The organism is Glutamicibacter protophormiae (assembly GCF_014647495.1).
Taxonomy (GTDB): Bacteria; Actinomycetota; Actinomycetes; order Actinomycetales; family Micrococcaceae; genus Glutamicibacter; species Glutamicibacter protophormiae.
The window spans coordinates 406,559-432,368 of record NZ_BMPH01000001.1 but is presented as its reverse complement, the minus strand read 5'-3'; the positions used below and the strand labels follow the sequence as shown (position 1 = coordinate 432,368).

General features: G+C 66.9%; 23 protein-coding genes. 6 read left to right on the top strand and 17 right to left on the bottom strand.

Annotated features, from left to right (window positions below):
• The first annotated feature begins 163 nt into the window (after positions 1 to 163).
• The 4 genes from IEY43_RS02030 to IEY43_RS02015 all read left to right on the top strand — a co-directional run bounded on the left by IEY43_RS02030 (position 164) and on the right by IEY43_RS02015 (position 4,668).
• On the top strand, positions 164 to 1,408 hold the full coding sequence (locus IEY43_RS02030) for a sensor histidine kinase (RefSeq protein WP_188946895.1): 1,245 nt from the start codon (positions 164 to 166) through the stop codon (positions 1,406 to 1,408).
• On the top strand, positions 1,405 to 2,022 hold the full coding sequence (locus tag IEY43_RS02025; protein WP_188946894.1) for a response regulator: 618 nt from the start codon (positions 1,405 to 1,407) through the stop codon (positions 2,020 to 2,022). Before IEY43_RS02030 ends, IEY43_RS02025 begins: the two co-directional genes overlap by 4 nt.
• A gap of 110 nt (positions 2,023 to 2,132) precedes the next feature.
• Entirely contained in the window at positions 2,133 to 4,238 is a 2,106-nt protein-coding gene (locus IEY43_RS02020; protein WP_188946893.1) for an MMPL family transporter, read from the top strand.
• Entirely contained in the window at positions 4,231 to 4,668 is a 438-nt protein-coding gene (locus IEY43_RS02015; RefSeq protein ID WP_188946892.1) for a DUF2871 domain-containing protein, read from the top strand. The genes IEY43_RS02020 and IEY43_RS02015 overlap by 8 nt, the downstream gene beginning before the upstream one ends.
• Before the next feature lie 78 nt (positions 4,669 to 4,746).
• Here IEY43_RS02015 and IEY43_RS02010 read toward each other — a convergent pair whose 3' ends face one another.
• A complete protein-coding gene (locus IEY43_RS02010; protein ID WP_188946891.1) occupies positions 4,747 to 5,823 on the bottom strand; it encodes a hypothetical protein in 1,077 nt (358 codons plus the stop codon).
• 276 nt (positions 5,824 to 6,099) lie between these two features.
• Between IEY43_RS02010 and IEY43_RS02005 the strand changes: the two genes are divergently transcribed.
• A complete protein-coding gene (locus IEY43_RS02005; RefSeq protein WP_188946890.1) occupies positions 6,100 to 7,335 on the top strand; it encodes an exonuclease domain-containing protein in 1,236 nt (411 codons plus the stop codon).
• A gap of 100 nt (positions 7,336 to 7,435) precedes the next feature.
• On the opposite strand, the gene IEY43_RS02000 is transcribed toward IEY43_RS02005, so the two are convergent.
• From IEY43_RS02000 to IEY43_RS01940, 13 genes are all read right to left on the bottom strand, one after another.
• Positions 7,436 to 8,890: an FAD-dependent oxidoreductase gene (locus IEY43_RS02000; RefSeq protein ID WP_188946889.1), complete on the bottom strand. Its 1,455-nt coding sequence runs from the start codon at positions 8,888 to 8,890 to the stop codon at positions 7,436 to 7,438.
• 17 nt (positions 8,891 to 8,907) lie between these two features.
• Entirely contained in the window at positions 8,908 to 9,687 is a 780-nt protein-coding gene (gene cobA / locus IEY43_RS01995) for a uroporphyrinogen-III C-methyltransferase (RefSeq protein ID WP_188946888.1), read from the bottom strand.
• Positions 9,680 to 10,537: an ABC transporter permease gene (locus tag IEY43_RS01990; protein WP_188946887.1), complete on the bottom strand. Its 858-nt coding sequence runs from the start codon at positions 10,535 to 10,537 to the stop codon at positions 9,680 to 9,682. The genes cobA and IEY43_RS01990 overlap by 8 nt, the downstream gene beginning before the upstream one ends.
• Positions 10,515 to 11,252, bottom strand: coding sequence for an ABC transporter ATP-binding protein (locus tag IEY43_RS01985; protein ID WP_188946886.1), 738 nt, complete (start codon positions 11,250 to 11,252; stop codon positions 10,515 to 10,517). The genes IEY43_RS01990 and IEY43_RS01985 overlap by 23 nt, the downstream gene beginning before the upstream one ends.
• Positions 11,252 to 12,337, bottom strand: a complete 1,086-nt coding sequence (locus IEY43_RS01980; RefSeq protein ID WP_188946885.1) for an ABC transporter substrate-binding protein — start codon at positions 12,335 to 12,337, stop codon at positions 11,252 to 11,254. Before IEY43_RS01980 ends, IEY43_RS01985 begins: the two co-directional genes overlap by 1 nt.
• Positions 12,324 to 13,619, bottom strand: coding sequence for a sulfate adenylyltransferase subunit 1 (locus tag IEY43_RS01975; RefSeq protein WP_188946884.1), 1,296 nt, complete (start codon positions 13,617 to 13,619; stop codon positions 12,324 to 12,326). Before IEY43_RS01975 ends, IEY43_RS01980 begins: the two co-directional genes overlap by 14 nt.
• Before the next feature lies 1 nt (position 13,620).
• Positions 13,621 to 14,544: a sulfate adenylyltransferase subunit CysD gene (gene cysD, locus IEY43_RS01970; RefSeq protein ID WP_188946883.1), complete on the bottom strand. Its 924-nt coding sequence runs from the start codon at positions 14,542 to 14,544 to the stop codon at positions 13,621 to 13,623.
• A gap of 16 nt (positions 14,545 to 14,560) precedes the next feature.
• Positions 14,561 to 15,274, bottom strand: coding sequence for a phosphoadenylyl-sulfate reductase (locus IEY43_RS01965; RefSeq protein ID WP_188946882.1), 714 nt, complete (start codon positions 15,272 to 15,274; stop codon positions 14,561 to 14,563).
• Positions 15,271 to 16,971, bottom strand: a complete 1,701-nt coding sequence (locus IEY43_RS01960) for a nitrite/sulfite reductase (RefSeq protein ID WP_188946881.1) — start codon at positions 16,969 to 16,971, stop codon at positions 15,271 to 15,273. The genes IEY43_RS01965 and IEY43_RS01960 overlap by 4 nt, the downstream gene beginning before the upstream one ends.
• Before the next feature lie 67 nt (positions 16,972 to 17,038).
• Positions 17,039 to 17,776 carry a sirohydrochlorin chelatase gene (locus IEY43_RS01955; RefSeq protein WP_188946880.1) on the bottom strand — a complete coding sequence of 246 codons (738 nt, stop codon included), beginning with the start codon at positions 17,774 to 17,776 and terminating at the stop codon, positions 17,039 to 17,041.
• A gap of 25 nt (positions 17,777 to 17,801) precedes the next feature.
• A complete protein-coding gene (locus IEY43_RS01950) occupies positions 17,802 to 18,569 on the bottom strand; it encodes an SDR family oxidoreductase (protein ID WP_188946879.1) in 768 nt (255 codons plus the stop codon).
• Positions 18,570 to 18,626: 57 nt separating this feature from the next.
• The gene (locus tag IEY43_RS01945) at positions 18,627 to 19,217 is read right to left on the bottom strand and encodes a gamma-glutamylcyclotransferase family protein (RefSeq protein ID WP_188946878.1); all 591 of its coding nucleotides are present in this window, start codon (positions 19,215 to 19,217) and stop codon (positions 18,627 to 18,629) included.
• Between the two features lie 43 nt (positions 19,218 to 19,260).
• On the bottom strand, positions 19,261 to 19,770 hold the full coding sequence (locus IEY43_RS01940; protein WP_188946877.1) for a methyltransferase family protein: 510 nt from the start codon (positions 19,768 to 19,770) through the stop codon (positions 19,261 to 19,263).
• 129 nt (positions 19,771 to 19,899) lie between these two features.
• On the opposite strand from IEY43_RS01940, the gene valS reads away from it, so the two are divergent.
• Entirely contained in the window at positions 19,900 to 22,518 is a 2,619-nt protein-coding gene (gene valS / locus IEY43_RS01935; RefSeq protein ID WP_188946876.1) for a valine--tRNA ligase, read from the top strand.
• 69 nt (positions 22,519 to 22,587) lie between these two features.
• On the opposite strand, the gene IEY43_RS01930 is transcribed toward valS, so the two are convergent.
• The 3 genes from IEY43_RS01930 to clpX form a co-directional block, all read right to left on the bottom strand.
• Entirely contained in the window at positions 22,588 to 23,553 is a 966-nt protein-coding gene (locus tag IEY43_RS01930; protein ID WP_188946875.1) for a hypothetical protein, read from the bottom strand.
• 157 nt (positions 23,554 to 23,710) lie between these two features.
• Positions 23,711 to 24,319: a mycothiol-dependent nitroreductase Rv2466c family protein gene (locus IEY43_RS01925; protein ID WP_188946874.1), complete on the bottom strand. Its 609-nt coding sequence runs from the start codon at positions 24,317 to 24,319 to the stop codon at positions 23,711 to 23,713.
• A 59-nt stretch (positions 24,320 to 24,378) separates the two neighbouring features.
• Positions 24,379 to 25,671 (bottom strand): ATP-dependent Clp protease ATP-binding subunit ClpX, encoded by a 1,293-nt coding sequence (clpX, locus tag IEY43_RS01920; RefSeq protein WP_188946873.1) that lies wholly within the window; start codon positions 25,669 to 25,671, stop codon positions 24,379 to 24,381.
• Positions 25,672 to 25,810: the final 139 nt, after the last annotated feature.

The window sequence follows — 25,810 nt, the reverse complement described above, 5'->3', positions numbered from 1 at the left end:
CGCGGGTAGTTCCTGACCCCCGGTTCTCTCCCCCGATTCGGGAAACAACACCTTGCAAAGGAATCGACAGCTGGTTCGAGCCAGTGGAATCGGCGAGCGCATATAGCTTTTCTTTCCCGGACAACGGGCATGGCCCGCACGGGTTGTTGGGTAGTCTCAAGATATGAGTCTTTACCCGGCTGCAGCGCCCCACCTGGATTCCGGCCACCAGCTGATCACTTCTCCAGCGATCCTTCGCTGGGGCCAACATGTGGTCACGGCCATCTTGCTCGCGGTGGTGGTGCTGCGCGGCCTCTCCACCGACGCCAGCCTCTGGCCTGTGCTCTTGGCGTCAGTGTTATTAGCCGGATGGTATGTGGCTGGTTTTGTCCGCATGGCAGTACGCGGGGAATCCAAGCTGCCTTCCTGGTGGATTGCCGTCCTCATGGCCACCTGGGTGGCAAGCCTGTGGACGACCCCGGAATTCATGTGGCTGGCGTTCAGTCTCTGGTTGCTGTTAGGCCATCAGCTGCCCCTGCTCCCGTCCGTCCTCTGGTCCTTGGTGCTTTACGCCTTCACCATCATGACCCCGTACCTGCACAATGGGCACTCGTCCCTGGCATCCGTCGTCGGACCCTTGGTGGGCGGATTGTTCGCTTGGGGCATCTCCCGCGGTTATCTGCAGCTTGAACGCGATGCGGAAATCCGCAGCAAGCTCGTGGATTCATTGATGCGCGCCCAGCAGGAAATGGCGGATCTCCAGGAAGAGCTGGCCCGCTCGCAGCATGAGGCGGGCATCGCCGCAGAACGCACCCGCTTGGCGCGGGAAATCCACGACACCGTGGCCCAGCAGCTTTCCTCCATCGGACTTCATGCAAAGGCCGCCACTGCAGCCGGTGACCCGCAGTCTGCCCTGGATGCGCTGGCGCGTATTGACGAGCTCTCCGGACAGTCGCTCAACGACTTGCGTCGGATCATCGCAGCGCTGGCTCCTGCGGAGCTGGACGCCCAGGCGCTCGCCGGTGCCCTGGAACGTGTTCTGGCGTCGTTCGAAACTGATTCGAAGGTCGCGACTCGCCTGAATATTGAAGAAGGCATCCCTGCGTTGGAACCGGGGATCCAGATTGCGCTGCTGCGTACGGCCCAGTCGGCGCTGTCCAACGTGCGGCGCCATGCCCAGGCAACGCAGGTGAGCCTGAACCTCGGGGTGCTCTCCAATGAGGTCCGCATGGATATCGTGGATGACGGCATAGGATTTGATGTCGAGTCCCCACGCCATGGGGCAACACCCTCGGGCGGATTTGGCCTGACCGCGATGACCCAGCGTCTGGGCGAGCTCGGTGGCGGCTTGGACATTGAAAGCTCACCAGGTGAGGGCACCGCCCTGTGTGCACACCTGCCCCTGAATCTTCGAAAGGACGAGCAGTGATCAACGTGTTGCTGGTTGACGACCATCCGATTGTCCGCACCGGGCTGCGGGCATTGCTGGCCAACTATCCGGAAATTTCCGTGCTCGGTGAGGCGGCCAGCGGCGAGGAAGCGGTAGCCATCACCCGGCGGGAACCGGCCGATGTGGTGCTGTGCGATCTCCGTTTAGGCGATGGCATGAACGGCGTGGCAACTACCGCGGCCTTGCGGGCCTTGCCCAATCCCCCGCAGGTGCTCATCCTGACCACCTTCGACAAGGATGCGGAAATCGTCCAGTGCATCGAAGCCGGAGCCGCGGGCTATTTGCTGAAAGATGTTTCGTCCCAAACCATCATCGACTCGATTCGCCAGGCTGCGGCGGGGCAGCTCGTCCTGGCACCTGAAATGACCCAACGGGTGCTGGCCGGAATGCGCAAGCCCAAGGTGGAGCTCACCCATCGCGAGTCCGAAGTCCTGGAACAGCTGGCGACCGGCGCCAGCAACAAGCAGATCGCCAAGTCACTTTTCGTCTCGGAAGCGACCGTCAAAACCCATCTGGTGCATATTTTCGACAAGCTGCAGGCCAGCTCCCGCACCGGGGCAATCCATGCTGCCAAGGACCTCGGCCTGCTTTAGCCCGCGTCATGACGAGGCGACGCGCCCGGGGAGGCCTCAACCGTTTGGTTGATCTTTGAATCAGCACAAGCCACGATGGCAGACCCTATTAATCAGCGTTGACTGGAAGTATGAAAGTTCCAGTGATTTCCCGGGTTGCCAGTTCGCTGACTTCTCGGCGTTCAGCTCGTTGGTGGACCGTGGCCCTGCTGGCCGTGGTCGTGTTGCTCTTTGGCGCATTGAGCGGGGTGGATGCCCCGAAGCGCGCTGACAGCTCGCTCGTTGCCGGCTCCGATTCCGCCAAGGTCGCCGAGCTGGTCGCGCAGAACAGCGACAGCACCACGACCTCCGCAATTCTTGTCGCCAACGGTTCCAACGGGGCCGCATTGAGCGGCGACCAGATCGACCAGGTCAAAAAGCTGGCTCCGCAGATGGCTTCCGAGCTTCCGGTCAAGGCGGGTCCGGCGCTGCCCAGCGAAGATGCCCAGGCCGTGATGGTCCCGATTTCCTGGGACACCGTCGACCTCGATGCCGACAAGCAGACGCTGACCGACATCCGAGACTGGCTTGGAACCCATGAGCTGTCAGGGGTCCAGCTGCAGATGACCGGCTCCACCGCCTTCGCCGCGGACGTCAGCCAGGCTTTCGCCGGTGCTGACTTCACCCTGCTGGCCGTGACCGTCGGCATTGTGGCCGTGCTGCTGATTGCCACCTACCGCTCGCCGATCCTCTGGCTCATTCCGTTGGCCGTGGTCGCACTGGCCGACCGCAGCGCCTCCATGGTCGCCAATGTTCTGGGCAACGCCTGGGACCTGCATTTCGATTCCGGCGTGCTCAGTGTCTTGGTCTTCGGTGCGGGCACCAACTACGCCCTGCTGCTGATCTCCCGCTACCGCGATGAACTGCAGAAGAACGAGGACCACCGCAAGGCGCTGGCCAAGGCCTGGGCCGCCAGCTTCGAAGCGATTCTCACGTCCAACCTCACCGTGGTGCTGGCCCTGCTGACCTTGTCGCTGGCCGTTATGGAAGACACCCGCGGCCTGGGCATCGTCTGCGCCGCCGGCCTGCTCATCGCAGCGCTCTTCGTCTTCCTGCTGCTGCCGCCAATCCTCGCACTGTGTGGACGCAAGGTGTTCTGGCCGCTGGTCCCCAAGCCGGGCCAGCCGAGCACCCGGGGCAAGTACTTCGGAAAGGCTGCCACCGCGGTCATGCGCAAACCGGGGACCAATCTCGCGGCACTGGCAGTGCTGCTGCTGGTACTCGCCGGCGCGCTGACCGGAACCCGCCTTGGACTGGACCAGACCCAGCAGTTCCGCACCCCGACCGAATCGGCGAGCGCCATGAACGTGCTCTCCGAGCACTACCCTGCCGGTGAAGCCCAGCCGATCACCGTGCTGGTTGATGGATCCGACACCGGTGCCTTGCAGGAGCAGATCAAGGGCCTGGACGGGGTGCTGCGCGTCGGCGAAGCCCACGAACTCGCGAATTCCTCCTGGCAGCAATTCTCCGTGATCTCCTCGGATGATCCCTCCAGCTCCGCGGCCATGGACCTGGTCGCCCAGATCCGCTCGACCGCCGGCGAGACAAGCTCCGCCACGGTCTTGGTGGGCGGCCAGACCGCGGCCCAATACGACTCGCATCAGGGACACCTGCGCGACCTGTATGTCATCGCCCCGATGATCATGATCATCTGCTTCGCCATGCTTGGCTGGCTGACCCGGTCCTGGAAGACGGCCCTGTCGCTGGGCTTGGTCAACCTGCTCAGCGCCGCGGCGGCCGTGGGACTCGGATCCCTGATTTCCTCCATGGTCTTCAACGTCTCGGCATTGGATGTCCAGGTTCCGCTGCTGGCCTTCGTGTTCCTGGTCGCCCTGGGTGTTGACTACACGATCTTCTTCACCCAGCGGGTGCGCCAGAACTCCGCCGCTTCGCCGCTTCGCGAAGCCGTGGCCAATGCCGCACGCAGCACGGGCTCGGTGATCACCAGCGCCGGGCTGGTCCTGGCAGGCGTCTTCGCGGCCCTGTCCGCCCTGCCGCTGATGGTCCTGGGACAACTGGGACTCATCGTGGGCCTCGGCGTCCTGCTGGATACCTTCGTGGTCCGCACCCTGCTGCTGCCGGCCCTGTTCGCAGTCCTCGGTTCAAACAACAAGCCGGTCTTCGGCAAGGGTTCAGGCATCCAGCATGCCGATGAATCCGAAACTTCACCATCGACAGAAAGCACCATCAATGCGTAAGCTCGTCAATCTTTCGTTCATCTACATGGCTGTCGGCGTGGCCTCCGGCCTGTTCTACCGGGAATTCACCAAGATGAACGACTTCCCGGAAGGCGGCTGGACCCAGCTGTCGGTCGTCCACACCCACCTGCTGGTCCTAGGATTCATGGTCCTGCTCCTGGTGCTGCTGCTGGAGAAGGCATTCAACATCAGCGCCCATACCAAGCTCTACGCGTGGTTCATGTGGACCTACAACATCGGTGTCATCCTGACCGCGGCAATGCTCACCGTGCACGGCTCGCTGACCGTGCTGGGCAAGGAGTCCAGCGCCATGATTGCCGGCATCGCCGGGCTGGGACACATTGCCCTGACCGTCGGCATGATCCTGCTGTTCGTGATGCTGCGCCGCAGCGTTCCCGCTGCCAAGACTTCGAAGGCTGTCAACGCCTAAGTAGCAGCGCCCAGCGATTCCACGCCGCGGCCGGTCCCCCGATCCACGAAGGGGGAACGGCCGCGGCGTTTGTTTTGCTCAGGAAATCTGGCCGGATGCCACGGCAGCGGCATGATGCCGGCGGTAGGCAACGGCGCCACGGATGGCTGCGCGGTCTCTGGCCGCTCGCTTCTTGAGCCGAACCGCCATCTCGTCACCGTCGTATCGGCCCAGCGGTTCGGGTGGCACGACGCCGGATGAAACCCATCGGTGCACAAGCAGCAGCACCACTGCCAGGATGCAGAGCATCTCTAGGGCCAGGAAGACCAGATACGCCAGCGATGTTTGCCTGTTCTCTGCGTTCATCCACAGCACCGGCAGCGCGGCCATGGCCGCGACGGCGAGGATTTTGGCGCCGATCGCCAACAGTGCGAAATACGTTTCCGGATGCGAAACCCAGGTGCTATAGCGGCTCCCCTTGCTATGGCGGATCGCCAGCGACGCGGCGAGAACTGCGTCGATGATCAACAGGTTCACCACCGATGTGGCGGAAGACAGGAACAGGACCGTCGCCCAATGGCGTGCCAGGCCTGCCGTTCCGTGGACCACCGCAATGTATGCGACCAGCACCCCCAGGTGGACCAGCATCATGAGTACCACGATCCAGAGCTTGCGGCGCACCAGCGAAGCCCGGGCACGAACCTGCCGCCCTGCCCTTGGCCGCCCCCACTGCTTGGCATACCAGCGGTCATAACCCTGCAGCGGTTCATCCCCCAGCAGCTCAAGCACCGCATCGGCCTGGGCGGCGTTGACCTCGTCTAGGTGTCCCAGTTGCAGCAGCAACGCGCCCACGGCGGCACACACCAGATGTTCCAGCCGCTCGATGCCGGAGGTGAACAACACGCCGATGAATCCCAAGCCGATCATGCTGCCCAGGAAGAGCCGGCAGTTGTGGATGATGAGGCTCTTGACCGGCCGCTCCACCGGGTAGGGGGCCAGCGGCGCGTTGGCCGCGATGCTTGGCGGCGTCAGCGCCAGTGCGATCACGATGGCCACAATGACTGCGTAGCCTGCCAGAATCAGTCCGGGGCCCGGTACCGTCACCGCCTCGATCCACGCGGAAAAACCGATCCAGACACCCTCGCGCAGCAGCGGCAGCGTCAAAGGGATATACACACTCAGTGCGAGGATTGCAGCCATCTGCCCCGGCTGGTCTCGACCGTACAGTCGCGTCCCCTCGGACAGATGCCTCAGTGATGAAAGAAAAGCATTGCGCATTAACGGCACACCATCCACTTCATGCCGAGGCCGTGGCGGCTTCGGGGTCGACCTGAACGAAAAAGCGACTGTGAACTGATCCTATGTGAAGCGCCGGGTGTCAGCCACGCACGCCCGGTAGGGAGACTATGAGGGACAGGATTCGACCGGCATGGCACAGGGGGAAATATGAAAATGGAAAGTGGAGTCTTCTCCGTGCTTGACACGGAAACCACGGGGTTGTTCCCCGGCGGCCATGACCGCATCGCCGAGATCGCCATCGTGAGAATGAACCGCCATGGCGAAGTGCTGGACCGTTGGGAAACGCTGATCAACCCGCAACGGGATGTGGGCAAGCAGTCGCTGCACGGAATTCAGAGCCGCGATCTGCTGGGTGCTCCGACGTTCAGCGATCTGTCCGAAGAACTCCAGTGGCGCCTGTCCGGCACCGTGCTGGTGGCGCACAACCTCTTCTTCGATGCGCGTTTCCTGGAGGCGGAATTCCGACGGGCCGGAATGCCGGTCCCGGGGCATTTCCTGGAACAGGGGTTGTGCACCATGCGCATGTCCCACCAGTACCTGCACGGTGCAGGACGCTCGCTGCAGGACTGCTGCGATTCCTTCGGCATCGAGCTGGTCTCGGCCCACAGCGCGGCCGGCGATGCGGCCACTACCGCCGTCCTGCTCTCGCGGTACATGGAGCTCGACGAGCAGAACCCCGAATGGGATCTGCGCCTGGATCGGGCGGCGCGCTCGGCATGGGTGCAGGATTCACCCTCCGGGCGCATCGTGCCGGTGCGGCGCACCGCCGCCTCCGCGCAGCCCAACGGCCACTTCCTGGACCGGCTCGCTACCCGCTTGCCCCAGTTCGCCGGCACCGAAGCCCAGGACGACTACCTGGCGATCCTCGACCGGGCGCTGATGGACCGGTACCTGTCGGCCCACGAGGAACAGCAGCTGATCCGCCTGGCCGCCGAGCTGGGATTGGACCGGGCCGGGGCGCTGGAACTGCATGAGCTGTACTTCCAGCAGCTGGTCCGCGCCGCCTGGGCCGACGGCAAGCTGACCGAGGACGATTTCGCTGACCTCGCAACCGTCGCTGCGCTGCTGGGACTGGCGGAGGAACGGCTCGGAAACGCGCTGACCCCGCCCGCGGATTTCGCGCCGCACACGCGTGCGGCCGAGCCGCTGGACGGGCGGATCGCACCCGGCTCGCTGGTGGTGCTCACCGGGGACATGTCCCGGGCCCGCGCCCACATCGAAGCGGAGCTGCGCGCCGCGGGATACCTGCCGCACAAGGCGATCACCAAAAAGGTGAGCCTGCTGGTGGCCGCCGATCCGGATTCGTTGTCCGGCAAGGCCAGGAAGGCCAGGGACTACGGCATTCCCGTGGTGTCCGAGGACTACCTCTGGAGCACGCTGTTCGCCTGAACCGCTCCGCATCGCCGGTTCACGGCGGAAACGTGTTGGGATGGCCCCGCCGGCGGTTGCGGCGGGACCATCCCTTCGATGTCAGAGTCTGGGGTGGAGCTTACAGACTCTCAGCCAATTTTTTTGCGCGGGAGAATTCCATCATGTCTTCGCGCTCGACAACCTTGATGCGGTCGCGGGTGATCTCGCCGAAACGGGTGGCCACGGTGCCTTCGGCGGCGCCCAGCTCCTTTTCGTGCTCGTCCAGGGACTTCCAGCCCTCCCAGTCGGAGTACTCGACGCCGCGCTCGTCCAGCAAGTCCGCGATGGACTGCTCGATGGTCGGCTGGGCCAGCGAGCCCAGGTCCTCCAGCAGGTGGTTGATGGTCTCCAGGGCATCGCCCTTGGTGTGGCCGATCAGGCCCACCGGGCCGCGCTTGATCCAGCCGGTGGCGTACAGGCCGGACACGTGGGTTCCGGCGGCGTCCAGGACACGGCCCTCGACGTTGGGCAGCACGCCCTTGGCGCCATCGTATTCGATCTCGCCCACGGCCGAGCCGAAGTAGCCCACCGCACGGTAGAGCGCCTGGATCGGGTATTCGACGAACTCGCCGGTGCCGCGGGCTCCGCCGTTGCCGTCCAGCTCGTTGCGCTCGACCTTCAGGCCGGCGACCTTGCCGTTGTCGCCCAGGACCTCGATCGGGGACTGCAGGAAGTGCAGGTGCAGGCGGCGCGAGGCGCTCGGTGCCTCTTCGCGTTCTTCCTGCTCGATCAGCCAGTTGGTCAGCGTGGAGACCATGGTCTTGGTCTGGTTGTTGGTCTTCATGGCCTCGTCCGAGGCCTTGTCGAACTCGAAGTCCTCCGGGTACAGCACGATGTCCACGTCCTTGGAGTGGGACAGTTCGCGCAGTTCCAGCGGGGTGAACTTCACCTGGGCCGGGCCGCGGCGGCCGAACACGTGCACGTCGGTGACGGCCGAATCGTTCAGCTGCGCGTAGATGTGGGCCGGAATTTCGGTTTCCAGCAGCTGGTCGGCGTGCTTGGACAGGATGCGGGCCACGTCCAGGGCCACGTTGCCGTTGCCGATGACGGCGACTTCGCGGGCCGACAGGTCCCAGTCCTTGTCCGCGTCCGGGTGGGCGTCGTACCAGGACACGAAGTCCGCGCCGCCGTAGGAGCCGTCCAGGTCGATGCCCGGGATGTTCAGGTCCGCGTCCTTCTGGGCGCCGGTGGCGATGATGATCGCGTCGTAGCGGGCGCGCAGGTCATCAAGGGTGATGTCGCGGCCCAGCCCGACGTTTCCGTAGAAGTCGATCCAGTCGTTGTTCAGCACCTTGTGCAGGGCGGTGATGATGCCCTTGATGCGCGGGTGGTCCGGGGATACGCCGTAGCGGATCAGGCCGAACGGGGTCGGCAGCTCGTCGAAGAGGTCTACCTTCAGGCTCAGTGCGCCGGAAGAGACCGGCTGGCTCTTATTAAGCAGATCAGCGGCATAGATGCCTGCCGGGCCGGCGCCGACAATTGCCACGCGCAGGGCGCGGGCCGAAAGGTGCTCGGGGACGATCAGTTCACTCATCAAACAACATCTCTTTCTTAGTCAACGAATGTGGCCGCCGCGGGGGCGTCGGCGTTCTCTAGCGGCAGGAAGCCTGCCAGGCTGTCGGAGGCTTCCGGTGCTAGCCGAACGACATCACCAATCACGATGACGGCCGGATTCGCCACTGCGGCCTTGCGGGCGCGCTTTACAATCCCTTCTAGCGTACCGATAGTTGTGCGCTGCGTCTGTGAGTAACCTCGCTCAACTATCGCAATTGGCGTACTTGACGGTAAACCACGGGTAAGCAATGTCTCAACAATTTTCGGCAGATTCGCCACTCCCATCAGCACGGCCAGCGTGTGGTCGCTGCGGATCGGCACGTCCGCCAGCTCGGTGTGGCCGCTGACCACGGTGAACCCCGCGGCCACGCCGCGGTGGGTCACCGGGATGCCGGCGGCGGCGGGAACCGAGATGGAACTGGTGATCCCCGGGATCACCCGGGTCGGGATGCCGTATTCGGCGGCGTAGAGCAGCTCCTCGCCGCCGCGGCCCAGCACGAACGGGTCCCCGCCCTTCAGGCGCACCACATTCTTGCCTTCCAAAGCGTATTTGACCAGTAATTCATTGATCTCGTCCTGGGTTTTCACATGGCAGCCAGGGGCCTTGCCCACGTCCACCACGATCACCTCGTCGGCCAGGTCCGCGAGCAGTTCGGTCGGTCCCAGCCGGTCGGCCAGCACCACCTCCGCGGCGAGCAGGGCCTTGTATCCGGCGACGGTGATCAGTTCCGGGTCTCCCGGTCCCCCGCCGATGAGGGTGATATGTCCTTTAGGCATGGTTTTCTCCAGTTCGAGTCATTCCGCGGTCGCGCAGCAGTTTGCGTTCCAGCGGGGCAAAACACAGTAGTTCGATCAGCACGCCCACCAGCAGGATCACCAGTATGACCAACATCACCAGGGGCAAATCGGCCAGGTCCCGGCCGCGTTGCAGCAGCGAGCCGACGCCCAGGGCGAGCGACCCGCCCACCGCGATCAGCTCCGCGGCCATGAGCGAACGCCAGGCGAAGGCCCAGCCCTGGCGCAAGCCGGCCACGTAGCCGGGCAGCGCCGCGGGCAGCTGGACGGACAGGATGTGCTGGCGTTTGCCGGCCCCCAGCACCCGTGACAGGGCCGAGTACTGGGCGGGGATCATGTCGATCCCGGACAGCAGCCCGTTGATGATCGAGGGAATCGCCCCGAGCAGCAGCACGGTGTAGATGGTCGCGTCGCTCAGCCCGAAGAGGATGATCGCCGCCGGCACCCAGGCGATGGAGGGCAGCACCTGCATGGCCGAGACCAGCGGCCCCAGCCCCTTGCGCAACAACGGCAGGTGGGCCAGCAGCAGGGCCGCCGGGGTGGCGATCAGCACCGCGATCGCGAATCCGGACAGCGCCCGGAACAGCGAGGTGCCCACCGCGGAGAGCAGCGACCCGTCGGCCAGCAGCTCGGGCAGCTTGGCGGCCACGGCCGCCGGGCCGGGAAACAGGTCTTCGCGCAGCGGCGAGGCCCACGCCGCGATCTGCCACAGGCTGACCAGCACGATCAGCGTGATGATCGGCGCGATGACCGCGTCCGCACGCCCGCGGCGGCGCAGCGCCAGGGCCGCGGGCACGGCGGGCCGGATCCTAGCTTGAGTTGGTGCGCTCATGTTTTCGCTGCTCCTTTCGCAGGATGGCGGTCAGTTCGTCGGCCAGCGCGGCCGCGAGGGCCGGGGTGCGGCGCAGGTCCTCGGTGATCCTCCGGGTTTCCAGGATGCGCCCGGGGTGGGAGGAGAGCACCAGGATCCGCCCGGACAGGCGGATGGCCTCGCGCACGTTGTGCGTCACGAAGATGATGGTCTTGCCGGTCTGCTCCCACAGCGAGCGCAGCTGCTCGTGCAGCAGGTCCCGGGTGATGGCATCCAGCGCCGCGAAGGGCTCGTCCATCAGCAGCACCTGCCGGTCCTGGGCCAGCGCCCGGGCCAGCGCCACGCGCTGGCGCATGCCGCCGGAGAGCTCGTGCGGCTTCTTGTGCGCCGCATGCCCCAGCTGGACCAGCTCCAGCAGCCGGGTGATCCGCGCCGGCCGGTCGGCCTTGGGCTGCCCGGCGAGCTTCAGGGCGAGGTCCACGTTCTCCCCGGCGGTCAGCCAGGGCAGCAGGTTCGAATCCTGGAACATGAAGGCCGCCCCGTCGTCCGGGACCTCCAGCCAGCCGCCGGTGGGGGCCAGCAGCCCGGCGATCAGGTTCAGCAGCGAGGACTTGCCGCACCCGGAGGCGCCGAGCACGGCGATGAATTCGCCGTCCTCGATCTGGGCGCTGAGCCGGTCGATGACCAGCCCGGTGCCCGGATAGCTCAGGGAGACCTCGTTCAGCAGCACTCCCATTACCGCTCCGCCTTGGCAGTGAACGAGTCGTCGACCAGGCCTTCGAGGCTGCCGCGTTCACCGATGCCCACGGCCGCCGCATGGTTCACCAGCGTGGCGAAGGTCCCGGCCAGCGGGGTCGTGTCGAAGCTGACCTGTTCGAGGGCCGATGAGATCACCGCGTCGGGCAGGGTTCCCGAGCCCAGCGCGGCCAGCGCGGACTGGATCGTGTCCAGCGTCTCCCGCTGCCCGGCGGCATTCAGCCAGCGCACCGCCTGCGCGTTGGCCTGCACCAGTTCCCGGACGGTGTCCGGGTGCTTGGCGATGAACTCCTGCGAGGCCACCAGCACCGTGGTGGGGAACCTGCCCCCGGGCCACAGGTCCGCCTCGTCGACAAGGCGGTGCGCCCCGTACTTCTCGACCAGCAGCGAGGCGTGCGGTTCGGGCAGCCAGGCCCCGTCGATGGATCCGCGGGCGAACAGCTGCGGGACGGTGCCGTTGGAGCTCGGGGTGACGGTGACGGCATCGGACAGGCCCTGATCCCGCAGGAAGCTGCGCAGCGCCACGTCCTGGGTGCCGCCGTACTGCGGGGTGGCCAGCTCGGTGCCGGCCAGCTGGGACACCTGCGTAATCTGCTTGGTGGTGACCAGACTGGCCCCGCCGGAAGCGGCCCCGGCGATGATGCGCAGCGAGGTCCCCCCGCTGGAGAGGTAGCTGTTCAGCGCCGGGCTGGGTCCCAGGTAGGCCGCGTCGATGGCCCCGGAGTTCAGCGCCTCGATGGCCGCCGGCCCCGCGGCGAAGATCTGCGTTTCCAGCGTGGTGCCGTCCGCGCCCAGCGCGTCGTCCAGGTAGCCGTTGGCATCGGCCACCAGCGCCGGGGCGTGCGTGACGTTCGCGAAATAGCCCAGGCGCAGGGTCGCGGCCGGCCCCTGGTCGGCGGCCGTGCCGAGCCCGCCGGCCGGCGCGGGGGCGAAGGCGGTCAGCACCGCAGCGGCGGCCAGCAGCACCACCGCCCCGGCCCCGATCGCCCGGCCGCGCCGGTTGGCGCGCGGGGCGTGGGCGGTCAGCCGGGTGCGTCCGGCGGCCGGGCGCTCAGGCGGCTGCATGATCCGCCTCGATGATCCCGGCGGCCAGCGTGCGCCCGGTGGCGGGGTCGATGAGCAGGAAGCTGCCGCCGGCGCGCGAGTCCCGGTACGGGTCGACCGACAGCGCCGCGGAGCTGCGCACGCTCACCCGTCCCAGGTCGTTCAGGCCCAGGGTGTCGGCGGGGGTGCGGGTGTAGTCCGCCACGTTGAGCACGTTCGTGATCTGCGCGATCTTGGCGGCCGCGACCTTGGTGCCGTGCTTGAGCAGCACCCGCTGCCCCGCGGCCAGCGTGGCCTGGGCCAGGACGCAGAGCTCCGCGTCGAATTCGCGGACCGCCTGCGGCGGCGGCCCGGACACCACGGTGTCCCCGCGGGCGATGTCCACCTGGTCGGCCAGTTCCAGCACGATCGCCTCGCCGGGGTGCGCGGTGTGCACCGGCCCGGTCGGCGTGCCGATGGCCTGCACGCGGCTGGCCGCCGGGTAGCCGTTGGACAGGACGCCGACCGTATCGCCCACCGAGAGGCTGCCGTCGGCCAGGGTGCCGGCGTAGCCGCGGTAGTCGCGGTATTCCTCCGCGTCCAGTCCTGGGGCCAGCGCTCCCTGCGGGCGGATCACGTACTGCACGTCCAGCCGGGCGGTGCCGGATTCCCGCGCCGGCTCCAGTTCCTCGAGCAGCCCCAGCAAGGTGGGGCCGGCGTACCATGGCGACGCGGCGGAGGGGTCCACCACGTTGTCCCCGTGCAGCGCGCTGACCGGGACGACGGTCGCGGCCTGGACGCCCAGCTCCTCGGCCAGGTCCAGGACCTGGTTTTCGATCTCGGTGAAGCGCTGCTCGTCCCAGCCGACCAGGTCCATCTTGTTCACCGCGAGCACCAGCTGCGGGACCCGCAGCAGGGCCAGCACCCCCAGGTGGCGGCGGGTCTGTTCCTGCACCCCGTGGCGGGCGTCGACCAGCACGATCGCCGCGTCCGCGGTGGAGGCGCCGGTGACGGTGTTGCGGGTGTACTGCACGTGTCCCGGGCAGTCGGCCAGGATGAACGAGCGATGGGCGGTGGAGAAGTAGCGGTAGGCCACGTCGATGGTGATGCCCTGCTCGCGTTCGGCGCGCAGCCCGTCGGTGACCAGCGCCAGGTCCAGCGCGCCGGCTTCGCCGCCGAAGCCGCGTTCGGCGCTGGTGCGGGCCAGGTCGTCCAGCGAATCAGCAAGGATGGCCTTGGCGTCGTGCAGCAGCCGGCCCACCAGCGTGGACTTGCCGTCGTCCACGGATCCGGCGGTGGCGATGCGCAAAAGTGTGGTGGTCATCTTAGAAGTACCCTTCGGTCTTGCGGTCTTCCATGCCCGCGGCGGAAATACGGTCGTCGGCGCGGGTGGCCCCGCGTTCGGTCAGCGTGGCCACGGCCAGTTCGTCGAGCACCTTCTGGACGGTGTCCGCGTTGGAGAGCACCGCGCCGGTGCAGCTGGCGTCCCCCACGGTGCGATAGCGCACCTCGCGGATGGCCACCTGCTCGCCCGGTTCGGGCTGGCTGACCGCGGTGACCGCGCGCCACATGCCGTCGCGTTCGAAGACCTGGCGCTGGTGGGCGAAGTAGATGGAGGGCAGCGCGATGTCCTCGCGCTGGATGTAGGCCCAGATGTCCCTTTCGGTCCAGTTGGAGATCGGGAAGGCGCGCACATGCCAGTCCGGTTCGTGGCGGCCGTTGTACAGGTTCCAGATCTCCGGGCGCTGGTTGCGCGGATCCCAGACGCCGAACTCGTCGCGCAGGGACAGGATGCGCTCCTTGGCGCGGGCCTTGTCCTCGTCGCGGCGGGCCCCGCCGAACACCACGTCGAAGCCGTTGGATTCGATGGTGTCCAGCAGCACGCGGGTCTGCAGCCGGTTGCGGGTGCCGTCGGGCAGCTGCGCCAGCTGGCCGCGGTCGATGTATTCCTGCACGGAGCCGACCACCAGGTTCAGGCCGTATCTGGCCACCACGGCGTCGCGGAAGTCCAGCACCTCCCCGAAGTTGTGGCCGGTGTCGATGTGCACCACGGGGATCGGCACGCGGCCCGGGAAGACGGCCTTGGCCAGCAGGTGCAGCACGACCACGGAGTCCTTGCCTCCGGAGAAGAGCAGTCCGGGCTTCTCGAATTCGGCGAGCACCTCGCGGATGATGTGGATGGATTCGGCTTCCAGGGCGTCCAGGACGCTGCGCTGGGTGCCGGGGCGGGCGGTAGCGGTGAGGCTCATGGGGATGTCCTTGGGGTTAGATGTGGATGCCGCATTCGGTTTTCGACAGGCCGGCCCAGCGTCCGGCGCGCGGGTCCTCGCCCTCGGCGACGGGCCGGGTGCAGGGTTCGCAGCCGATGGAGGGGTAGCCGTGGGCCAGCAGCAGGTTCAGCGGAACCTGGTGTCCGGCGGCGTAGCCGATCAACTCATCGAAGCTCCAGGCCGCCACCGGGTTGAACTTGAGCAGCCCGTGGGTCTCGTCGAAGGCGACCAGCGGCGTGTTGCCGCGGGTGGGGGCCTCGTCGCGGCGGACCCCGGTGAACCAGGCTCCGTAGCCGGACAGGGCGCGCTTGAGCGGGTCCATCTTGCGCAGCTTGCAGCAGGCGGCCGCGTCGCGGGCGAACAGGTCCTTGCCGTATTTTTCATCCTGCTGGGCCACGGTCAGCTCCGGGAGCACGTCCACCACGGTGACCGGCAGCCTTTCGGCGACCTCGTCGCGGGTGCTGCGGGTTTCGGTGAAGTGGTAGCCGGTGTCCAGGAAGAGCACGTCCACCCCGGGCAGCTGCTGCGCCACCAGGTGCGGCAGCACCGCGTCGGCCATGGAGCAGGCCACCGCGATCTCGCGCACCTCCAGGTGGCGGGCGGCGAAGGCGATGACCTCCTCCGCGCTGGCGTCCCAGCCCAGTTCCTGTGCGCCCAGCGCCGCGATCTCGCGCAGCTCGGCTTCGGTTTTGGCGGTGCGGGGGCTCATGACAGGTCCTCCTCGGCGGCGCGGTGGGCCCAGGCGGCGAAGGATTCGCCGTCCCCGGCCAGCGCCGAATAGTTCTTCACCACGCGCTCGACGTAGTCGGGCAGTTCATCGGCGGCGACCTTCAGGCCGCGCACGGTGCGGCCCAGGCTGGCCTCGCCGTTCTCGAAGCCGGCCAGCGTGCCGCCCAGGTGCACCTGGAACCCGGAAACCTGCTCCCCGGCGTCGTTGGTGATCAGCTGGCCCTTGAAGCCGAGGTCCGCGGTCTGCACGCGGGCGCAGGAGTTCGGGCAGCCGTTCACGTGCAGGGACAGCGCCTTGGGCAGCTTGCCCTCGTGGTCAGCCAGCCGCGCCTCGATCTGGCGCACCGCGTCGATGGTGGTGTTCTTGGTGTCCACGATGGCCAGCTTGCAGTACTCGATGCCGGTGCAGGCGATGGCCGAGCGGCGCAGCAGCCCCGGGTAGGCTTCCAGCCCCAGCGCGCGGGCGCCGCCCACGAAGTCCTCGACCCGCTCCGGCGCGATGTCCAGGGCGATGATCTTCTGGTGCGGGGTGGTGCGCAGCCGGGTGGAGCCGTGGGCCTCGGCCAGGTCGGCCAGGGCGGTGAGCGTGGTGCCCGAAACGCGCCCGGCTTCCGCGGTGAGCCCGATGTAGAACTTGCCGTCCTTCTGCTCATGCACCCCGGAATGGTCTCCGGCGGTTTCCGGCTGCGGTCCGGGGGCGATGTCCGGCAGCGCGTAGCCCAGGTATTCGTCCTCCAGGACCTGGCGGAACTTCTGCGTGCCCCAGTCGGCCAGCAGGAATTTCAGCCGGGCGCGGTTGCGCAGCCGGCGGTAGCCGTAGTCGCGGAAGATGGAGGTGACGCCCTCCCAGACATCCGGGGCCTGCTCCTGGGTGACGAACGCGCCCAGGCGTTCGCCCAGCCGCGGGTTGGAGGACAGTCCCCCGCCCACCCACAGGTCGTAGCCCGGGCCCAGCTGCGGGTGCACGATCCCGATCAGCGCCACGTCGTTGATCTCATGCACCACGTCCTGGCTGGGATGCCCGGAGATCGCTGTCTTGAACTTGCGCGGCAGGTTCGCGAATTCCGGGTTGCCGACGTAGCGGCGGGCGATCTCCGCGATCACCGGGGTGGGGTCGATGATCTCCTCGGCGGCGATGCCCGCCACCGGGGAGCCGAGGATGACGCGCGGCACGTCGCCGCAGGCCTCGGTGGTGTGCAGCCCGACGGATTCGAGCCGGCGCCAGATCTCCGGCACGTCCACCACGTCCACCCAGTGCAGCTGGATGTTCTGGCGGTCGGTGAAGTCCGCGGTGTCCCGGGCGAAGTCGGTGGAGATGCCGCCGATGACGCGCAGCTGCTGCGTGCTCAGCGCGCCGCCGTCGATGCGCACCCGCAGCATGAAGTAGCGGTCCTCGAGCTCCTCGGGGCTCAGCGTCGCGGTTTTGCCGCCCGGGATGCCCTGGGCGCGCTGGGTGTACAGGCCCCACCAGCGGAAGCGGCCGTGCAGGTCCTCGGGGTCGATGGAGTCGAAGCCCTGCACGGCGTAGATCTCTTCGATGCGCTGGCGCACGTTCAGGCCGTTGTCCGCGGCCTTCATTTCCTCGTTGGCGTTCAGCGGGGTCGTGCCGTCGATCTTCCATTGGCCGTTGGGCTTGGCCGCCCGTTGGGGCCGGGCCGGTGTGGTTGTCTGCGTCATGTTTCCCAGCGTAGGAAACCGGCCCCGGGGGCTGGCAACCGCCGGAGGTCACATGAACACGCGAGTCCTAAAGACTTCGAACTTCGTCATGCGGCGTCATGAAACCGGCGGTTTCAAGGGCGGTTTTCAGTCGCACGAGGAAACATTGGGCGATCGTGACGTCCGGCAGCAGCGGGCTTGTGACGACCGCGGCGCCCGTGCTAGCGAGCTTGTCCTGGAAGAATCCGTCGGCCAGCAGGACGCTGAGCAGCAGCACCGGCCGGGACCCTGCCTCGGCGACGGCATGGAGAACGTTCGGCTGCGCCCCGGCGCAGTAGGCCACGGCCACCTCCCGGCCCAGCAGGTCCTGCAGCTTGGCGGCGAGCTGGACGGTTTGCTGCTGGCCGACCTCCAGCCGGGTCCCGGCCGCGGCCAGGATGACCATCGGATCATTCTCCAGGTGCGGCCGGGCTCGCTGCGCCAGCACCTTCGCGAGGTCGGGCAGCGGGCCCAGCGGGTCGGCGGCAATCGTCCTGTCCCGCGAGGCCACGGCCTGGGCCACGTCATGCGTGGTGTGCACGCCGTCGGCCACCAGCAGCGGCAGCACCACGGCCGGCTCCCCGGCGGGCAGGCTCGCGAGGACCTGCGGCAAGGAGGGTTGCTGCACGTCCACATAGGCCTCGTGCCAGCGCAGCTCGGGACGCCAGCTGGCGCTCAGCCCCTCCAGCTGTCCGCGCAGCTGGTTGATCAGCCGTTGCCCGTCGGGATTGTCGGTGCCGTGCGAGGCGGCCACCACGTGGATGGCCGGCGGGATGCTGGTGCTCATGGAATGCTCCTTGCCGGAAGGCCGGCTACTTGTTGGCGCGGATCAGCTTGTGGTTGGCGGCCTGGGCCTGCGGGCGGATGACGATCTGGTCAAGGTTCACGTGGGCGGGGGCGCTGACCGCGAACCGGATCACCTCGGCCACGTCCTCGGCGGTGAGCGGGTTGTCCACCCCGGCGTACACGCTGTCCGCCGCCTGCTGGCTGCCCAGCCGGCGCAGCGCGAATTCCTCGGTCTGCACCAGGCCCGGCAGCACCTCGATGACGCGGATGCCGTGCTCGACTTCCTCCAGGCGCAGCGCCTGGGTCATGGCGCTCTGCGCGGCCTTGGCGGCGTTGTAGCCGCTGCCGCCTTCATAGCTGGCCAGGGCGGCGGTGGAAGTCAGGTTCACGATGGTGCCCCCGGTCTTGCGCAGCTGCGGCAGCAGGGCGCGGGTCAGGCGCATGGTGCCCATGACATTTGACTGCCACATGAAATCCCAATGCTCATCCACCGCATCGGCCCAGTATTCGGTGCCGCGGGCGCCGCCGGCCACGTTGATCAGGGTGTCCGCACCCCCGTGCTCGGCCACGGCCAAGGCCAGCGCGTCCACGTCGGTCTGGTTGCTGACATCGGCCGGGATCGCAATGGCGCCGGTCTGCTTGGCCAGGGCCTCCAGCCGCTCGGCACGGCGGGCCACGGCGAATACGGTCCATCCCTGCTCGCGCAGGGCGCGCACGGTGGCCTGGCCGATCCCGGAGGAGGCCCCGGTGACGACGGCGGAACGATTGGACGAGGTGTTTTCCCAAAGTGTCATGGGTTCAGTTTATGACTTCGCGCCGGACACGAGGTAGGCCGTGAATTTTCTTGTCCGCTAACACGCCGGCGGCCGGGCGGCGAGTTCCTGGGCCGGATCGGCGAACCGGTAGCCGCCCTGGTATTCGTTCACCTCCGCGGGCATGGTCAGCGAATGGAACTGCGCCAGGAAGTCCGCCCCGCGGCTGCGCACCGCGGTTTCGACCAGGGAACGGTAGCTGCGGGGGCGGAAGCTGGGCACCTGCGGGGTGTCCCGGCGGAATTCCGCGCGTCCCCGGAAGGCGATGACCCTGGCGGCGGGGGCCACGGCCGACTGGATCCGGTCGCCGACCTCGACGGCGTCGTACTGGGCTTCGCGGCGGGTGAGCATCGCCAGCTCCTGCTCGGTGACCGGGATCAGCACGCCGTTGACCGACGCGTCGGGCTGCGGGCTGATGTCCAGGAATTGGCCGTTGCAGGCGATGCCGTCGTCGAAGATGATGGGCACCCTGATTTCCCAGTCGCGCGCATAGCCGTGCAGCAGGGCCAGCGGCATGTGCCGCGCGTCCACCTGGCGCTGCAGCGTACGGGATACCGAGGCGGAGGAGACCAGCGACCCGTAGCCGAAGATGAACAGCCCGGGCGCGGTCAGGTCGGGGAAAGGTGCCATACCCCACATCATAGGTTCTTGCGGCGCCCGACGGCGGGCGGATTCAGTCCGCGGCGCGCAGGCGGTCGCGGCTGGCCAGCCAGATCAGGGTGGAGGGCAGCTGGATCCACCGCGGCACGCGCTCCTTGTAGTCTTCGTAGGCTTGGCCGAACGTCGCCTGCAGCGCTTCCTCTTCGGCGGGAATCTGCAGCCTGTCCAGCCACAGGACGAGTCCGGCGACCGGCAGCAACGCACGAAAGGATCCGCGCCACAGCGCATGGGCCGTCGCCGCGCCGACCATGCCCAGGTACATGGGATTGCGGCTGACCGCGTTCGCGCCCGTAACCACCAGCGTGCTGCTCCGCTCGGGGCGCAGGGGGTTGATGGAGGTCTTGGCGGCGCCGAACGCGAGGTCGGCCCACGTCGAGAGGCCCGCGCTGGCGGCCAGCAGCACGCCGCCGGCCGTCTTGCACGCCATGCCTCCGCGGCGGTCTCCGGCCAGCAGGCGCTGGGCCGACAGTGCCGCCGCGACAACCACCGGCGGCGGGATCTTGGGGGCGCGATGCTCGTTCATGGAACCGATGGTACGCCCCGCACGGCCCGCTGCCTATGGCTGGCGGCCGTGCCGGCGCACCGGGCCGACGTGGGGCAAACCATTGACACGGATGACCGCGCGCCGGATAAAACATGAAAGAATGAACCCATGGCAGAAGAAAACTTGGGCACAGACGCGCCCGCAACGGTTTCCGTTCCTGACAAGCCCGCTTTGGAAGGCTTGGAGGAACGTCTCTCGTCCCGGTGGCGCACCGAGGGCACCTATCACTTCAACGAGGACACGACCCGCGAGGCCGTCTACTCCATCGACACTCCCCCGCCTACCGCGTCCGGTTCGCTGCACGTAGGACACATGTTCTCCTACACGCAGACCGACGTGCTGGCCCGCTACCAGCGCATGAACGGCAAGAACGTGTTCTACCCCATGGGTTGGGACGACAACGGCTTGCCGACCGAGCGCCGCGTGCAGAACTACTTCGGCGTCCGCTGCGACCCGACCAAGCCGTACATCGAGGGCTACCGCCCGCCGGAGAAGCCGGCCAAGAACCAGCGCGACTGGGACGTCATCGGCCGCAAGAACTTCATCGAGATCTGCGAAGAGCTGGCTGTCGAGGACGAGCAGGTCTTCGAGCAGCTGTTCTCCGCCCTGGGCCTGTCCGTGGACTGGCGCATGACCTACCGCACCATCGATGACAATTCGCGTGCGGTGTCGCAGCGCGGCTTCCTGGAGAATCTGGCCAGGGGCGATGCCTACATGGCCGAGGCCCCCACCCTGTGGGACGTCACCTTCCGCACCGCCGTGGCCCAGGCCGAACTCGAGGACCGCGAAATGCCCGGCGCGTACTACCGCTACGGCTTCGCCACCGAGTCCGGCGAGCAGGTCTTCATCGAGACCACCCGTCCCGAGCTGCTGGCGGCCTGCGCCGGCCTGGTCGCGCACCCGGATGACGAGCGCTACCAGCACCTGTTCGGCAAGACCGTGACCTCGCCGCTGTTCGGCGTTCCGGTCACCGTCTACCCGCACCCGCTGGCCCAGGCCGACAAGGGCTCGGGCATCGCGATGGTCTGCACCTTCGGCGACTTGACCGACGTGACCTGGTGGCGCGAACTGCAGCTGCCGACCCGCCCGATCATCGGCCGCGACGGCCGCATCCTGGCCGAGTCCCCGGAGTGGATCACCTCCGAGGAGGGCAAGGAGGTCTACGCCAAGATTGCCGGCAAGACCTCGTTCTCCGCCAAGGAGACCATGGTGGAGCTGCTCACCGAGGCCGGCTTGCTGGACGGCGAGCCGAAGAAGATCTCCCGCCCGGTGAACTTCTTCGAAAAGGGCGACAAGCCCCTGGAAATCGTCACCTCCCGCCAGTGGTACATCCGCAACGGCGGCCGCGACGAGGAGCGCCGCGCCCGCATGATCGAACGCGGCCAGCAGATCGACTTCCACCCGTCCTTTATGCGTTCGCGCTACGAGAACTGGGTCTCGGGCCTGAACGGCGACTGGCTGGTGTCCCGCCAGCGCTTCTTCGGCGTGCCGGTGCCGGTCTGGTACCAGGTCGACGAGCACGGCGAGCCGAACTACGACGCCCCGATCCTGCCTGAGATCTCGCAGCTGCCGGTCGACCCGGCCGCCGACGCCCCGGCTGGCTACACCGAGGACCAGCGCGGCGAAGCCAACGGCTTCATCGGCGACGCCGACGTGCTGGACACCTGGGCCACCAGCTCGCTGACCCCGCAGATCGTGGGCCGTTGGGGCCGCGACGACGAGTTCTTCTCGAAGGTCTACCCGTTCGACCTGCGCCCGCAGGGCCACGACATCATCCGCACCTGGCTGTTCTCCACCGCGGTCCGCGCCGATGCGCTGCACGGCAACGCCCCGTGGAAGCACGCCGCGATCTCCGGATGGATCCTGGACCCTGACCGCAAGAAGATGTCCAAGTCCAAGGGCAACGTGGTGGTCCCGAACGACGTGCTGGACAAGTTCGGCGCGGACGCGGTGCGCTACTGGGCCGCCAGCGCCAAGCTCGGCGCGGACACCGCCTACGAGATCAACCAGATGAAGATCGGCCGACGCCTGGCCATCAAGATCCTGAACGCGTCGAAGTTCGTGTTGAACCTGGGCGCCACCGAGGCGAACGTGCTCACCGACGACGCCTCCGTGGTGACCAACGGCCTGGACCACTCGCTGCTGACCCGCCTGTCCACGGTCATCGGCGACGCCCAGCGCGCGTTCGAGAACTACGACTACGCCCGCGCCCTGGACATCACCGAATCCTTCTTCTGGTCGTTCACCGACGACTACGTGGAACTGGTCAAGGACCGCGCCTACGGCGGACACGGCGAAGCCGAGCAGGCCAGCGTGCTGGCCACCTTGGCCACCACCCTGGATTCGGTGCTCCGCCTGTTCGCTCCGTTCCTGCCCTTCGCGACCGAAGAGGTCTGGGGCTGGTGGCGCGCCGGTTCGGTGCACCAGGCGAAGTGGCCGACCACCGGCCACCTGGCCGCGGCGATCGCCGATGCGGACGCAGAGGTGCTGCCGCTGGTGGGCACCGCACTGTCCGGCATTCGCAAGGCCAAGTCCGACGCAAAGGTCAAGCAGCGCACCGAGGTGCTGTCCGGCGAAATCCATGCGCCGGCCGCCCAGATCGCGCAGCTGCGGGCCGGCTTCGAGGATCTCAAGTCCGCGGCCAACGCCCGCGAGCTGACCCTCGTGGAAGCCGAAGGTGAATTGACCGTGGCCAACGTGGAGTTGGCACCGGTCGAAGAAGCCTAGTCCGAACGCGAAACGGCGGGCCGCCGGGAATGAGTTTTCCCGGCGGCCCGCCGTTTCGCTATGCCGAGGCTACTGCTCGATGAGGGGCCGGCCGACCTGTTCGCGCCCGGTCCCCTGCCGCCGGCGCAGGATGCTGGAAATCGGCCAGGAGGCAGCGCCCAGGATGGCCGCAACCACTGCAACCGTCGTCAGGGTCCCGGTCAGCGATCCGGTGGCTTGGTGGTAGATCAGGTCGGCTACCGCAGGGTCCAGATTCGCGAACAGGTGCTCCCCCGCGTAGTCGGCCGCCAGGGTGGCGATGGCCAGCGCGCTGAGCCCGGTCACCAGGCCCAGGCCGATCAGCGAGCGCGTCACATAACGCGGATTCAGGATGACCGTGGCCACCAGCAAGCCCGCGGCCACGTACACCAGCCATGGCCCGTAGGTTTCAATGAGCGTGTACGCCTGCTGCACGGCGGGCAGCGCGTCGCTCTGGATGATCTGCACGTCCCATTCGAGGTTCGTCAGCGCGCCGAGACCGGGGATGCCCAGGGCGGTAAGGGAGTTCACGACCTCCCCGAGCACGTTGCTGAGTTGGAAGGTCAGGGCTCCGGCGTCGTCCAGGGAGACGGTGGAGCTGTTGCCGGAGAGAATGGCGACGGTTTTCGCGTGGCTGGCGCGCAGGGTGGATTCCCACAACGAGGCGAACTGGTTGGACTGCACCAGGTTGTGCACCGCGCCGTTGACGATGCCGTCCACTTTATCGGCGATCTGCCCGCTGGGCACCAGGCTCGAGACGAACCCGTCGCCGGTCAGCGAATTGATGCGCTCTTCAAGCTGCAGCTGGTTGGAGATGGCCTGGGAGATCTGCCCGGAGAGCTCTTCCTGCAGCTGCGGGTTCTTGGCCAGCGGCGCGAGCGTCTGGGTGAAGCCCTCGGTGTTCGTCACATGCTTCGTCGCCCACAAGCCAGTGATGGAGACCGGGGCGAGGACCAGGCCGATGATCAAGAATACGCTCGCGGTGATGGACCGCCAGCGGGAAATCGTTGCAGGCACGGTTTATCCTTCCTGGGGGCCATCGAATTGGCCCTGGCTACAGCTTAGCAATCGCCGATGCTCGCCGGACGGGCCGTCCCCATGTGCTTGGTGCGCCTGCGGCTTAAAACACCACAGGGACGTTCCGGAGCGGAACGTCCCTGTGGCGGCGAACTGACTAGTCGAATTCCGGGCTTTCGGTGCGCGAGCGCTTGAGCTCGAAGAAGTGCGGGAAGGCTGCCAGCGCGGCTGCGGCGTCGAACATCTTGCCTGCTTCTTCGCCCTTGGGGATGCGGGTGATCACCGGTCCGAAGAAGGCCACCCCGTCGACTGCGACGATCGGGGTTCCGACGTCCTGGCCGACCTTGCCGATGCCGACGTCATGGCTTGCGCGCAGCGCGTCGTCGTTCGCGTCGGTGTGGGCCGCGGCGGCGAGCTCGGCCGGCAGTCCGGTCTTCTGCAGCGCCTTCTCGATCACTTCGTCGCGGTCGGTCAGCTTCTCCTGGTGGAAAAGCTCCCCCATGGCGGTGTAGAGCTGGTCCTTGACCTGGTCGCCGTGGTCCTGCGCCGCCTTGATGATGACCCGGACCGGGCCCCAGGAATCGTCCATCTTCGCACGGTAGTCGGCGGGCAGGTCGCGGCCTTCGTTCAGCACCGACAGGCTCATGACGTTCCAGGAAACCTCGATATCGCGGACCTTCTCGACTTCCTTGATCCAGCGGCTCGTCGCCCAGGCGAACGGGCAAATAGGGTCAAACCAGAAATCGACATGCTGACGCGAAGCCATGAACTACCAACTTTCCTAGGGTCTCCCGCCGGAACCCGGCAGGCTGATGATGAGCTGAACTATGCGGACTTCTTGTTCCGCTTGGCCACCACTGCGTGCGACAGCAGGGTCGGTTCGGCGCCGTCCATGACGGTTTCCCGGGTCACGACAACCTCGGCGACATCCTCACGGCTTGGCAGCTCGAACATGATGCCGGCCAGGGTTTCTTCCAGGATGGCGCGCAGGCCGCGGGCGCCGGTTTCGCGTTCAATGGCCAACTCGGCGATGGCGTCCAGCGCCGGCTGCTCGAAGCTCAGCTGCACGCCGTCCATCTGGAACATCTTCTGGTACTGCTTGACCAGCGCGTTGCGCGGCTCGGTCAGCACACGCACCAGCGCATCGCGGTCCAGGTGCTCCACGGTGGTGATCACCGGCAGCCGTCCGATGAACTCGGGAATCAGGCCGAACTTCAGCAGGTCTTCCGGGCGCACGTCGGAGTACGAGGCAACCTCGGACTTCAGCGCGGTCAACGGGGCGCCGAAGCCGATGCCCTTGCGGCCGGCGCGGGAGGAGATGATCTCTTCCAAGCCGGCGAAGGCGCCGGCGACGATGAACAGGATGTTGGTGGTGTCCAGCTGCAGGAAGTCCTGGTGCGGGTGCTTGCGTCCGCCCTGCGGCGGGACCGCTGCGACGGTGCCCTCCAGGATTTTCAGCAGCGCCTGCTGCACGCCTTCGCCGGAGACATCGCGGGTGATCGACGGGTTCTCGCTCTTGCGCGAGATCTTGTCGATTTCATCAATGTAAATGATCCCGGTTTCGGCCTTCTTCACGTCGTAGTCCGCGGCCTGGATGAGCTTGAGCAGGATGTTCTCGACGTCCTCGCCGACATATCCGGCTTCGGTCAGGCTGGTGGCGTCGGCGACGGCGAAGGGCACGTTCAGCTTCTTGGCCAGCGACTGGGCGAGGTAGGTCTTGCCGCAGCCGGTGGGGCCGATGAGCATGATGTTGGACTTCGACACCTCGACGTCGCCGAGCGGGTCGTCATTGGTCAGGGCGGCAACCGGTGCGTGTTCCTGGTTGCCGTGGATGCGCTTGTAGTGGTTGTACACGGCGACGGACAGGGCGCGCTTGGCGTTCTCCTGGCCGATCACGTATTCCTGCAGGGAATCGAAGATCTCACGCGGCTTGGGCAGCGAGAATTCCTCATTGACTTGCTCTTCGGCAAATTCCTCGGCAATGATCTCATTGCACAGCTCAATGCACTCGGTGCAGATGTAGACGCCGTGGCCGGCAATCAGCTTCTTAACCTGTTTTTGGCTCTTTCCGCAGAAAGAGCACTTCAGCAGGTCCGAGCCCTCGCTCATACGTCCCATCGCACCATTCTCCCATTTGCCTTCAGTAGCTGTGGACTTACCCAATTCTAGGCCAGGTAGTCCCCAAAATAGCTGAACAAGGCGGCTTACCCGTCATGAGTCACTTTCAACCGAAAGCCACATTTCAGGTAAACCGCCA